The sequence below is a fragment of the Lutimaribacter pacificus genome (assembly GCF_900142185.1).
GTDB classification, from domain to species: domain Bacteria; phylum Pseudomonadota; class Alphaproteobacteria; order Rhodobacterales; family Rhodobacteraceae; genus Lutimaribacter; species Lutimaribacter pacificus.
On the sequence record NZ_FQZZ01000010.1, the window covers coordinates 84236 to 96432 of the forward strand.

The 12197-nt window shown below is 61.2% G+C and carries 14 protein-coding genes and 1 pseudogene; 13 read left to right on the forward strand and 2 right to left on the reverse strand.

The features are described 5' to 3' along the window. Positions 1-75 precede the first annotated feature (75 nt). From F3H87_RS19120 to F3H87_RS19175, 13 genes are read left to right on the forward strand one after another with little or no spacing between them, the layout of a single operon-like run. A complete protein-coding gene (locus F3H87_RS19120) occupies positions 76-360 on the forward strand; it encodes a TrbC/VirB2 family protein (RefSeq protein ID WP_149789547.1) in 285 nt (94 codons plus the stop codon). After that, positions 353-631 (forward strand): type IV secretion system protein VirB3, encoded by a 279-nt coding sequence (locus tag F3H87_RS19125; RefSeq protein WP_058314084.1) that lies wholly within the window; start codon positions 353-355, stop codon positions 629-631. The genes F3H87_RS19120 and F3H87_RS19125 overlap by 8 nt, the downstream gene beginning before the upstream one ends. After that, complete coding sequence (locus tag F3H87_RS19130) at positions 621-2996, forward strand: VirB4 family type IV secretion/conjugal transfer ATPase (RefSeq protein ID WP_149789517.1); 2376 nt, start codon at positions 621-623, stop codon at positions 2994-2996. The genes F3H87_RS19125 and F3H87_RS19130 overlap by 11 nt, the downstream gene beginning before the upstream one ends. Beyond that, on the forward strand, positions 2993-3160 hold the full coding sequence (locus F3H87_RS21880; protein WP_188129276.1) for a hypothetical protein: 168 nt from the start codon (positions 2993-2995) through the stop codon (positions 3158-3160). The genes F3H87_RS19130 and F3H87_RS21880 overlap by 4 nt, the downstream gene beginning before the upstream one ends. Continuing rightward, positions 3150-4304 carry a lytic transglycosylase domain-containing protein gene (locus tag F3H87_RS19135; protein ID WP_188129275.1) on the forward strand — a complete coding sequence of 385 codons (1155 nt, stop codon included), beginning with the start codon at positions 3150-3152 and terminating at the stop codon, positions 4302-4304. Before F3H87_RS21880 ends, F3H87_RS19135 begins: the two co-directional genes overlap by 11 nt. Next, on the forward strand, positions 4304-5113 hold the full coding sequence (locus F3H87_RS19140) for a type IV secretion system protein (protein WP_149789545.1): 810 nt from the start codon (positions 4304-4306) through the stop codon (positions 5111-5113). Before F3H87_RS19135 ends, F3H87_RS19140 begins: the two co-directional genes overlap by 1 nt. Positions 5114-5126: 13 nt before the next feature. Continuing rightward, on the forward strand, positions 5127-5783 hold the full coding sequence (locus F3H87_RS19145) for a virB8 family protein (protein WP_149789516.1): 657 nt from the start codon (positions 5127-5129) through the stop codon (positions 5781-5783). A gap of 2 nt (positions 5784-5785) precedes the next feature. After that, complete coding sequence (locus F3H87_RS19150; protein ID WP_149789515.1) at positions 5786-6481, forward strand: TrbG/VirB9 family P-type conjugative transfer protein; 696 nt, start codon at positions 5786-5788, stop codon at positions 6479-6481. Next, on the forward strand, positions 6478-7857 hold the full coding sequence (locus F3H87_RS19155) for a TrbI/VirB10 family protein (RefSeq protein WP_149789514.1): 1380 nt from the start codon (positions 6478-6480) through the stop codon (positions 7855-7857). The genes F3H87_RS19150 and F3H87_RS19155 overlap by 4 nt, the downstream gene beginning before the upstream one ends. A 4-nt stretch (positions 7858-7861) precedes the next feature. After that, the gene (locus F3H87_RS19160; RefSeq protein ID WP_149789513.1) at positions 7862-8848 is read left to right on the forward strand and encodes an ATPase, T2SS/T4P/T4SS family; all 987 of its coding nucleotides are present in this window, start codon (positions 7862-7864) and stop codon (positions 8846-8848) included. Next, positions 8845-9039 (forward strand): hypothetical protein, encoded by a 195-nt coding sequence (locus tag F3H87_RS19165; RefSeq protein WP_149789512.1) that lies wholly within the window; start codon positions 8845-8847, stop codon positions 9037-9039. The genes F3H87_RS19160 and F3H87_RS19165 overlap by 4 nt, the downstream gene beginning before the upstream one ends. Continuing rightward, positions 9036-9449, forward strand: coding sequence for a hypothetical protein (locus F3H87_RS19170; RefSeq protein WP_149789511.1), 414 nt, complete (start codon positions 9036-9038; stop codon positions 9447-9449). The genes F3H87_RS19165 and F3H87_RS19170 overlap by 4 nt, the downstream gene beginning before the upstream one ends. A 12-nt stretch (positions 9450-9461) precedes the next feature. Beyond that, positions 9462-10538, forward strand: a complete 1077-nt coding sequence (locus tag F3H87_RS19175) for a type IV secretion system protein (RefSeq protein WP_149789510.1) — start codon at positions 9462-9464, stop codon at positions 10536-10538. Between the two features lie 10 nt (positions 10539-10548). Here F3H87_RS19175 and F3H87_RS19180 read toward each other — a convergent pair whose 3' ends face one another. Both F3H87_RS19180 and F3H87_RS19185 read right to left on the reverse strand, forming a co-directional pair. Next, positions 10549-11349 (reverse strand): E2 domain-containing protein, encoded by an 801-nt coding sequence (locus F3H87_RS19180; protein WP_317511659.1) that lies wholly within the window; start codon positions 11347-11349, stop codon positions 10549-10551. After that, positions 11346-12197 (reverse strand): annotated as a pseudogene (locus F3H87_RS19185) (hypothetical protein); the annotation flags it as partial. The gene F3H87_RS19180 and the pseudogene F3H87_RS19185, both read right to left, overlap by 4 nt.

The following is a 12197-nucleotide window of genomic DNA, read 5'->3' on the forward strand; positions in this document are numbered from 1 at the left end:
ACACTCATCGGCAATGTCACGAGAGCGCGAAGCGCGGCAGTGCATTGGCGATACCGCTTTTTCCAAACAAGTTGGATTTCTAACCTGTTTATTGCGTCGCTCGCGCTCTTCCTGCTCGTCGCAGAGCCTGCGCTTGCTCAAAGCATCGATCTCTCCCCGATCCAGAGCTTGTTGCAGGGCATTGTCGATGCGCTGACCGGTCCGCTTGGCGTTGTCATCGCGACGCTGGCCGTGCTGGGCGTCTTCCTGAGCTGGTTCTTCAACATCATCGACCTGCGCCAGGCCCTCTGGGTGCTTGTCGGCATCGCCGGTGTCGCCGCCGCTCCCACCATCGTTGCCGCGGTCTTTGCCGGTGGCTGAGCGCTCGCCCCTCTTTCTCGGCCTCGTACGCCCGCCCAAGCTTCTGGGCCTGCCCATCATGTATGCGATGGTCTGGCTCTTCGGCTCGGTGCTCTTGTTCGTCTGGGTGCAGCACATCGCGGTGCTGGGCGTGGCCGCCCTGCTCTATCCTTTGCTTTGGAAGGCCGCCGATTGGGATCCGCGCTTCATCGACGTGATGATGACGGCGCTGCAGGAAACGCCGCCAACGCGGAACCGCTCCATCCATGGCGGGGACAGCTATGCGCCCTAATACAGCCGGGGATGAAGGCCTCGATCTCCGCACAATGACGCCGAACTGGTATGCCCGCGAAACCCGCCTCGCGCATATGCTGCCTTACGTCAGTCTGGTCGATGACCGCACCGTGCGTACGCGGGTCAACGAGCTTTTCCAGTGCATCCGGCTCGATGGGGTCAACAGCTACACGACGGATGATGCCTATCTCGACAAGGTTACCGCGCTCTTTGCCCGGATTATCGCGCAGCTGGGACCGGAGTTCAGCTACTACGTCCATAAGGTATCGAAGGCGATCACACCGGACCTCGAGCCCATGCGCGAGGACAGTTTTGCAGGAGAAGTTGACCGTCTCTGGCGCAAGAAACTCAAGAGCAGCGGGCTGCGCGACAAGACCCTGACGCTCACGGTCATCCATCGCCCACCTCCCAAAAGCGTCCTGCCGTTCCTGAACCGCAGCGCCCCGGATCGTCTCAAACAAGCAACCGAGAAGCGCCTGCACCGCCTGGGCGAAGCAGTGAACGTGTTTCTCTCTGGCCTTGCGGAGCTGAACCCGCATGTGCTCTCGGCCAAGTCGGGCGAGTTGATTGGTTTTCTGGGGGCGTTGAACACAGGCACCGAGCTGCCGCTCTACCCGGCAAACACCTACGGCTTCCTGTCCTTCAACGTCGCCAATACCCGTGTGACGTTTCACGGAGACCATTTCGAGCTCTCGGAGGGCGTCGCCGGGCATCGTTTTGGGAAGAGCTTCACCATCGGGGAATACTCCGAAGGCACCTCCTGCACCATGTTCGACATGCTCAACCTGCCGGTCGACATGATCGTCACGCATTCCTTCACGCCGATCAATTCGAACCTCATGGCGGGCCGCATCAAGCGGCAAAAGCGTCAGATGCAGGCCAGCCAAGATGCGGCGCTCTCGCTGATGGAAGCACTCGACATCGCCGCAGATGATCTCGAGGCCAAGCGCCAGAGCTTTGGCGAGCACCACATGATCGTGACGATCTTCTGCGATACAATCGATGAGCTGCAGACGCTCAGCGCCGAGATCGTGAACGCCGCCGCCGCCGAGGGCGTGAAGATGATCGGTGAGCGGGTCGCGGCCAAGGCGCATTACCTCAGTCAACATCCCGGCAATCAGCCCAAGCGCGTGCGCGCCAGTGCCATCACCAATCGCAACTTCGCGGATTTCGCGGCGTTTCATCGGACCCAGCTCGGCAAACCGGCTGCGAAAACCCCCTGGGGCAAAGTCATCACCTATCTGCCCACGCCCGAGAAGAGCGCCTACCGGTTTTCCTATCACGAGCGGGGATCGCCCGACAAAGAACCGACCAGCGGGCATACCCTGATCATGGGACGGCCCGGCTCGGGCAAATCGGTGCTGTCCGCCTTTCTCATGACGCAAGCCCACAGGGCGAGGGCGCGGATCTTCGTCTTCGACTACCGTCTCGGTATGGAGATGGCGGTCCGCGCCAATGGCGGGCGCTATGCGTCTTTGAAAGCGGGACAGGCCACCGGCCTCAACCCACTCTGGACCGAAACCGATGCCCGCGGCACGGCCTGGCTCTCGGACTGGCTCGCCACCCTGCTCTATCGCGCAGACAAGCCGCTGACGCCGGCACAGACCAACCGCATCCAGGAGGTCGTGCGTCAGAACGCGCAGGCCTCCAATCCGGCCCTGCGGAACTGGCGGGATTTTGCATCGCTCTTTGTGTCCACCGATGATGGCGGCGATCTTCACCAGCGCCTGCTCGAATGGACGGAAGAAGGCCGCTACGGCTGGATATTCGGCCAGACGTTGGAAGACACCTTCTCGCTCGAAGGCGATGTCGTGGGCTTCGATCTCACTGACATTCTCGACAGCGAGGCCGAGAAAGAACGCATGGCGGTCCTCTCCTATCTCTTCCGCCGGGTCGAGCGCGAGATCGAGGACCGCCGCCCCACGATCATCGTGATCGATGAGGCCTGGAAGGCGCTGGACAATGCGTATTTTGCCGAGCGGCTCTCGAACTGGCTGGTGACCGCACGCAAGCAGAACACCGTCGCGGTGATGATGACGCAATACGCCAGCCAGCTCGAGCGCACTCGGACCGGCAAGACCATCGTCGAGGCGGTACCGACGCAGATCCTGCTTCCGAACATCCGCGCCCATGCGTCCGACTACGCGATGCTGAACCTTTATGAGAAGGAGCTGGACGTACTGCTCAACACCGGCAGCGACAGCCGTCTCGCCCTCATCCGTGACGACCAGGGCTCCATCGTCGTCGATGCCGATCTCAGCGCCCTCGGAGCCAATCTCACCATCCTCGGCGGCATGGAAAAAGGCGAAGCGCTCGTCGGTGCCGACTACCGCGACCGCCCAGACTTTTGGAGGCTTTCATGATCCGTATTCTTCTAGCTGTGACGGCGCTCGGTGCGCTGGCCTCCTGCGCCCAGTACCAGGAGCCGCAGGCCAATTGCTTCACCTTCCTGGCCTCGACGGCACCCACAGCACCTGATTGCACCTTCATGCCCCTTGGCGCGCCGGAGGGCGACATTGAAGTCTAAACTGCCCCATATCTTCGTGCTTTGCCTGCTGCCCGGCATCGCCCTTTCCCAAGGCGTGCCGACCAATGACAGCGGGCTGACCGCGCGCGATATCGTCGAGACCGGAGATCGCGAGACCGACCTTGCGATCCAGGCGGACAAGCTGTCCGTGCGCGAACTCGTTGCCGAGATCGAACGCGAGCAATTGGCCATACTTCAACGCATCCTCGATGCCCAAACCAGCTTCGGCGGTCAGGGCCTGCCCGCGATGATTTCAGGGCTGGAAAACGGAAGCGGCGATCCAGCCCGTTCCGTCGAAGCGGTCTACGGCAATGCCGACATCGACCCCAATCCCGGCGGCGCACAGATGTTCGGGGATGCGTCCGAGACCATCGAGCAGCTCATCATCCGCGTCGCCCAGGAAACCAGCGGCTTCGCCGGCGTGGGCCGCGCGGGCCTCTCCCCGGTCCAATGGCGCGCACTCCTACAGGCGCTCATCTGGCAGGAAAGCCGCTTCACCATCGGCGCCCGCTCGCCGGTCGGCGCTTTTGGCCTCACCCAGATCATGCCCGGTACGGCCAGCGATCTCGGCATCAACCCGGAATACTACGACAGCCCTTACCTGCAGGTGCATGGCGGCGCGCGCTATCTCGCAACGCAACTGAACACCTTCGACGGCAATATCATCAACGCGCTCGCGGCCTACAACGCCGGACCCGGTCGCGTGTTCGAATATGGCGGCGTTCCACCCTTCGCCGAAACCCAGCACTACGTCCAGGTCATCCCCGAACGCTACAATCTCTACCTAAGCCGCATCGGTGGGATCGAAGCGCTCGGCACGATCGATCCGGCGCTTCTCGCCAATGCGAACCTCTCGATCACCGGGCACGGCGCGGCTTTCTATGGCAACAACGCGCCCGCCGCGATCCGACAGGCAGCGTTGCGCATCCAAGACATCGTCGAGCGGATTTCCGAAACGGAAGATGTTCAGGAAAGCATCGCGCTCAACACCTATGCCCGCGCCGAACTCGTACGCCTCGTCGCCGCCCGCATCCGGCTTCAGGCGGCGCGGACCCGTGTCCTGAGCGCAGAAGAATTGGCGCAGGCCAGCGCCCGCATGGCCGAGGGCGCATTCATGGAATTCACGATCAGGGAGATTGAATGATGGGACGGATGTTTCTGAGAACGGCCTTGGCCACAACGCTTGGGGCTTGCCTGCATTTCGGCACCCTGTCCCCTGCCATGGCGCAGGGCGTACCCGTCGTCGACACCCAGAACATCACGCAAAACATCCAGCAGCTTCGGCAGATGATCGAAGACGAGATTCTGCAAAACGAGCAGCTGACGCAGCTCCGCGAACAGCTTGCCACACTCACGGACCAACTCGCGGAGCTGCAAAGAACCTATGAAGCACTTACCCGCCTTGCCGAACTTCCCGAGATTATCCGCACCGAGATGGAGGACGAGCTGAACGGCCTGCTCGATCAGGAGTTCGGCGACATCCTTGCGACGATTGAGGCCATCAAGACGGGCGATTTCTCCGGTCTGTCCGGTTCCGGAGCGGGCGAGATTGAAACCCAGATGGACCGGGTGCTGGCCGATCTCGGCTTTGACGACGACACCCTCTCGGAAATGGCCACCAGCGGCAATCCGGGCGCGAACCGTGTCGCAACCCAGGCCACGACCGGCGCACTCGTCTCGGCCGCTGCCCAGAACAGCTATGAAGACGCAGGCCAATCGCTGGAACGCGTCGACAGGCTGGTCGGGCTGATCGATGACATGGACGAACTGAAGGAAAGCATCGACCTCAACACGCGGGTGACGGCGGAGCTGGCAATTGCCCTCGTAGCCATGTGGCAGCTTGAGGCCGTGCAAACCGTGGGTGACGGCACAGGCGGTGTGATCGATGCCGCCACAATCGCCGAAGAACAGCGCTTCATGGATTTCACCTTGCCGGACCTTCGGGCCGAGTAATCGTGGGGCATGAATGGTGGCGAGCGAACAAGAAATCATCGAGGAAGAACTTGTCTACGGTGCCCTGCGCCGCGAACGGCTCTGGCAACGTCTTGGGCTCATGGGCCTCATCTTCGGCATCCTCGGATGCCTGAGCGCGGCGGCTGTTGCCATCCTTGATGTCGATCCGCCGCCTGTGGTCGTGCCCTATGATCCCGCCACCGGCTTTGCACTCCCCGAAGCCTCGGTGGGCGCCTCCTCGGTGACCGCCAACCAAGCGATCATCGAGGCGGAAGTCTTCCGCTATGTGACCGATCGGGAGGTCTATAACCAGCTCGACAACGATCTGCGCATACGCAGCGTTCTGCGCCGCTCGGACGGGGCCGCCGAGAGCGGGCTGCGCCAAATCTGGAACAGCGCCAACGAGAATTACCCGCCGACCGTCTATGGCCCCAATGCCCGGCTCGACGTGGAGATCCTCAGCATCAACCGGATCGGAACCAACCGCGCCACGGTCCGCCTGCGCAAGCGCCTGACTTCTATTAATGGCGTTCAGACAGGCCTCTTCACTGCCACGCTGCTCTTCGAGTTCCGCCCCGAGACCCGCCGCTCCATCGATGAGGTCTGGACCAACCCCTTCGGCTTCACGGTCCTCGAATATTCCGTCCGCTCCGACAGATTGGAGAACTGACGTTGTTTTTCACAAGATCGCTTGTTTATGTCATTGCCCTGTTGCCCGGCCTTGCCTCCGCCGAAGCCATCCCGCGCGGTGGCCCCAATGACAGTCGCGTCCGCTTGGCCACCTACCAAGAAGGCCAGGTCTATCGTCTTAATGTCTCGCTGACCCATGTGACCACCGTCGAGTTCGGCGAGGGAGAAAGCATCCGCTCGATCATCGCAGGCGACACGGAAGGCTTCGAGATCGATGGCGTGCCGGGCGGGCAGGCCTTCGCAATCAAGCCGGTGGCGCGCGGGGTGCATACCAATGTGACCGTCTACACGAACAGGCGCAGTTATTACTTCAACGTCCAGGAGACCCGCAGTCCGACCTTTTACGTGGTCCAGTTCCGCTACCCCGAAGACAATACGCGGCCCACACGTGCCATCGCGGCCCAAGCGCCGAACTACAATTACGGTGCCAGCGCGCGGACCGAGTTCACCCCAACCCGCGTCTGGGATGACGGGACGTTTACGTATTTCGAATTCCCACGGAATGCGCCGGTGCCCGCGATCTTCCGCTACGCCAATGGCCGGGAACGGACGGTCAACACGCAAGCCACCGAGGATGGCGTGATCCGGGTATCGGGTGTGACCCGGCAATGGGTGCTGCGGATCGGTGACGAGGTGGTCTGTATCGAGGCCACACCGCCTGCGGGAGTCGGATCATGAGCGACACCGGAAACGTGGACCTCGAGAAACGCCTCGCTGCTCTCGAGCAAGGCAAGGGCGCGAGCTCGCCCCCTACCCCACGGCGCTCACCGCTGCTCGCTTTGGTCGTCGTCCTTGTGATCGGCGCGGGCGGTGCCTTGCTCTATCTCATGTCCCAACCCGAGGAAGAGGAGGCCCTGCCCACGGCCACGCCGGACGTGTTCCAGAACGAAGGCGACGGCTTCGGCGCCATCGAAACCCTGCCCCCACCCGAGCCTGAGGTGGTTCTGGTCGCGCCGGAACCGGCCGAACCAAATGCAGAACTTCTCGCACAGCTCGCAGCCCTGCAGGCCCAGATCGAGGAATTGCGCAACGCGCCCGAGCCGGTGGTTGAAGAAGATACCGCAGCCGCCGAAGCCATTGATGCGCTGACAGCGCAAATCGCCGCCCTGCAGTCCGCCTCGGAAGCCGCGCAGCAGCAGTTTCGCGATGAGCTCACAGCGCGCGACCGCGAGTTGGAGCAACTCCGCATGGACCTCGAACTCGCGCAGCTTGAGGCCAACCGCCCTGCCCCCGCACCCATCGGGCCCACCGAGGACGAGTTGCGAGCGCGCGAAGAAGAACGGCTCCGCCGCGAGGAGGAAGCAAGACGGCTCGCGGAACTCGAACGCCGCGCGGCCGAAGAGCGTGCGTTTCAGGAACGCCGCATCGCCTCGCCCACTATCGCCTTTGGTGGCACATCCGGTGCGAATGAAACGGCACTGACCGAACGCACCTTCGGCGAGGTGACGGATTTCGTGCTGAATGGCGCGCTACCTACTTCGGTGACGCAAGCTGAGGTCATCGCCAACCCCTCCAACACGATCATCCAGGGCACGATGATCCAGGCCGTCATGGAAACCGCCCTCGACAGCTCTCTGCCCGGCCAGACCCGGGCCGTTGTTTCCGAAGACGTGTTCAGTTTCGATGGCTCCCGCCTTCTGATCCCGCGTGGGTCCCGCCTGATCGGGCGCTATCGTTCGGGCGTCGATATCGCGCAGCGCCGGGTCACCATCGCCTGGGACCGGATCATCCTGCCCGACAACCAGACGATCCAGATCAGCTCCTTCGGGGGTGATGAGTTGGGGCGTTCAGGTGTGACTGGCTTTGTCGATACGCGCTTTGATGAGCGCTTTGGCTCGGCAGCGCTGATTTCACTGATCTCCGCCGCACCAAGCGCCGCCGCCGCACATGTCCAGGACGAAACAGCCGCGGACGTGCTCGAAGACGTGGGCGATGATCTAGCGGATGCCACGGACAGCGTGATTGGCGACTATCTCTCCATCGGCCCCGTCATCTATGTCGACCAGGGCGCGCGCGTCACGGTGATGGTCGACCGCGATCTGGAGATATTCTGAGCCCATGTCGCTGAGCTATCTCCAGACCTCCCTCGACCGGATCGACGCTGCCGCCCGTGACGATGTCATCGAGATTTGCATCAACCCAGACGGAACCTGCTGGGGCGAGTTCCAGGGCGATCACTTCATGAGAAAACTGGACCAGACGCTGACCGCGACAGAAGTCAAAGACCTCGGCAACCAGATCGCCTCCTCTGCCAACACCACGATGAGCAAGGACCGCCCCATCGTCTCGGTCTCGATCACCTACAAGGGCCGTCCGATCCGCGCACAGGTCATCACCCCGCCTGCCGTGCTCTCGGCCATGTCGATCAGCCTTCGGTTCTTTTCAAGCCTGCCGCTTGACGGGATTGCGCTTGATTTCCTCTATGGCAAGGAGCGCAAACTGGAAGAACTCCGCCTCGAGAAAACCCGGGAGCTGCGCGAGGTCGTGGCCGCGGGTGTGATCGACGATGCCCTGACCTTCTGCGTCGACAACAAGCTTAACATGATCGTCTCGGGTGGCACCTCCACCGGCAAGACCGTCGCCGCACGGAAAATCCTCTCTCATGTGCCATCAGAGGAACGCATCGTCACCATTGAGGAAGCCGCCGAGCTTCTGCCGACCCAACCAAATGCTGTAACCCTCATCGCCAATCGCGACGCGGAATTCCAGACCGCCGATGTGCTTCTCACCGCCACGCTGCGCATGCGCCCCGACCGGATCATCCTGGGCGAGGTGCGCGGCAAGGAGGCCATGACCTTCCTCGAAGCGATCAACACCGGCCATGGTGGGTCCATGACCACGCTTCACGCCGAAACCCCGCAACTCGCCGTGCAGCGGCTCGCGATCGCAGCGCTCAAGACCGAGATCCCGATGACCTATGCTGACATGATCCAGTACATCGAGAACTCCATCGACGTGATCATCCAGGCCGGGCGTCATGACGGCAGGCGCGGCATCACCGAATTCTACCTCCCCGGCGCAAATCAGATCGGAGCTTCCCAATGAAGACCCTTGAATATGAAATCCTCAGTTTCCCCATGACCCGTAAGACTAGTCTCGCTGACATGCAGGCCAGCCTGAATGCCAAAGGTGCAGAAGGCTGGGAGGTCGTGTCGATCAGCTCCTCGGAATTCGCCAACGTGGGACACACTGTCTTCCTGAAGCGCGAGACCACACCCGCCAGAGCCGCGGCATGAGGCAGGCGGGCTGTACCCTCGTACTGACTGCGCTGGTCATGGGCCTAACGTCGGCACCCGCCTTCGCTGAGCGCAATCTGGTGCCGACCCTCGAGCGCAGTTTCGACGTCTGTCCAGACCGGCCCGCTGAACCCATGTGGATGCAGGAAATCCCCCTGCGCCAAGCCTATCAGCGCGTGTTGGTTCAAGACATCTACCGCGCCCAAAACCTCGAGCGGATTGTCGAGACCGGCAGCTGCGCCTGCGAAATCCAGTTCCCGTCTTGGGACGCTGCCGAAGCGGTGTTTCGGGAAAGGTACGCGAGTGACGAACGATGGGAGATGCTGCAAGCCTCGGACGCCTACAACCGCCGCGCAAACGCTGCCCGCCCTGCCGCCAAGGCCATCTGCGAAGCCGCGGGCAATCGGTAAGGCAGCCCCGTTATGAGCGTCGTCACCTACTTCGTTGAAACCTCCCAAGGCTACCTCGACACCGCCGCAGAAACCCAGTTCGGGTCGGTCGCGGCAACGGTCGGCACGCTTCTCGTCCTGGGAACAACGCTCGTGGTGATCCTCGTCTTCCTGAACATGATCTACCAGTACAAGGCGATGGACGGGCGCACGGCCTTCTGGCTCGCGGTCAAGATCGGGTTGATCGGAATATTTGCAACCAACTGGATGCAGTTCAACGCGCTGTCCTCCGCCATCCTGGCCGGGATCGACAGCATCGCCGGCGCGCTGGTTGCTTCGGTTGGTGGCGGCACCCCGGGGCCTTCTGGAACTTTCGCCGAAGAATTCGACCGCCTGATCGCTGAACTGGGCGACTATCTGAACGCTGCCGGGTCCGAGCTGAACTGGATGGCCGGTGCCATGCTCGACATCGTCGGTGTGCTTCTGCTCTCGATCCTCGGCGGGCTGGCCGCCTTCATCCTCGTTGCCTCCCGCCTGATGATCGCGCTTCTGATCGGGATCGCACCGGTGATGATATTCCTGACCCTCTTCGAAGTGACCAAAGACTATTTTGCGCGCTGGCTGTCGGCGCTGGTTTCCTTCGCGCTCTACCCCATCGTCGTGGCCGGCGTGTTCGCGACAATCACGGGCGTCTCCTCCGCGCTCATCGGCGAACTCGGCGACCCGGAAGGGGCTTCAAACATAGGCGCGCTCATCCCCTTCTTCATGATGGTCCTCATGGCCAAGGGCTTCATCATTGCCACGCCCTTCATCGTCCGCGCGATCTCCGGCAACATCATGATGCCAGCGCTCTCCGGCGGCCTCGGTGGCGGATATAGCTTTGCCCGCGCCGCCATGGGCAGCCAGCAGGCGTACAATCGCTACTTGATCGGCGGGGCAAGTGGGGCGGAATATACCGCCCTTAGAGCGCGGCAGTTCTTCGGGTTACAGCAGATGCCAGTGCGGCAAGGCATGGGACAGACAGGTCAGGCAAGCGGCACTGGGTCACCGGGGGCCGGGTCTCAAATGCTGGCGCAACTGGCTCGGTTGGCAAGGTTGGGGCGGCGGTAACGGGTACCGGTCACGAACTCGAATTCGCCAGTGGGCAGTATTTCATCGTCCCGCAACACTTCGGCGCATCCTTGCAAATATCTTGGATAAAGTCGTACTGCGCTTTGCGACGCCTGTGCTCCAGCAAAGCAATGCGCTCTAGTGCGGATCTGTTTGGACACTCTGCCCTGAGGATCGGCTTCCCATCTGTTGCCTCAAGATCGGTATCTGCAGGACGGCAAACAATCGAACGGTCGCTGTCAGCCTGATGCGTACAACCTCTCGGGCACGGAGTTCTAGAATTGAGCAATCGGTCCAAGCGCGGAGACGCCTTGGGCAAGCTGTTGGCCAGCCAGCCCTTACTGCGAAACATGCCGACTAGGATTTCTTCCTTCCAACCCAATGGTGCAGCCAACTCTTCCATTTTTTCCTGAATCCGCGCTGCGTCTCCGTGAGAAAGGCCTCCTTCAAGAGGCCACACTCCGTACTTCTGGGCATATGCCTGATGAAGGAGGAACATACGTAGGTATTCCCACCATGCTATCGCCCCATGTGCCTCAATAAGCGGTTCAGTTGATCCGTAGGAGATACAAAAAGTGGCGTCAGGATTTATGTGCCTCTCTGGGCAGGATTTAGGGAAACTGCTGACCTCTTTGTCCTCAGCCACGCTCACGCCACCTCCTCGCAAGAGAGAGAGCTTCAAAAAGTAGTGTCCTGCGATCAGCCCGCTGGCCTTTGGGGGAGCACAGGATACCTGAGCCGATACTTGTCTATCATTTACTAGTTGGACCCACGAAGGCGTGTGTTTCAGTAGCAGCCTAAGAGAGTTCATTTCTTCGCGAGATGCGCGCGCGGTTGGCTCGGCTCTGCGGGTACGTGAGCGCGGGCGTACAACGGTTGAGACAATTCAGTCGGCGTCGCAAGAATACTTGCGGAAACATCGTCGTAGTCGATGTCTCTCGCGTACCCCTGATCACCGAGGACATCGATCAGGCCCTTGGGGGCGACGCGAAGTGCGTCTGGTCCGATCTTTACACCGCCCCCGTTACACTCTCGCTGCATTTTCTCCGACTCAGACGTTGCTTTTGATGATGCAACTCGTACGGATCGCTCCCCGCGAATACCAATCCTGGAGATCGGAGTCGGGCCGAGCTCTAGACCTACGGCAAGCTCTAGGCTTTCGATCCCCTCAAGCATGGATTTGCAAAGGTCGAAGGAAGCATGAAATCCCGCTGCGCACTGTGTGGCTGTGGCGACACTCTTAGCTTCGTCAGTTGATTTGCCGCTGCCTTCTGCAACCAAAGCATGGATACAGTCACCGATGAACCGAACTTTGCGACCGCCAAAGTCGGCTTCTGCCACGTTTTGAAACTCTTGGCGTATGACAAATAGCGCGCGTACGGCATCCTGAATACTTCCTTTGGACACTGCCTCATCGATGAATTTTGTGTAGCCCGATAAGTCGGCGAACAATGAAACAAGAGGCATCCGGATTGATTTGCTCGGATAGAGTTGTGAATAGTCAATCTCGCTCAAAGGAGGTTGCTTGAAGGCAAAATTAAAATCCGGTGACGTTAGGTCGTTGGTAACCATCCGGCGTAGGCCGCGGTCGCTGGCGTCACTCAGATCGTAGTTTTGGGTTTGCGAGGCCGCGGGGCCCATTTCTTCGCCAGCCGCTCG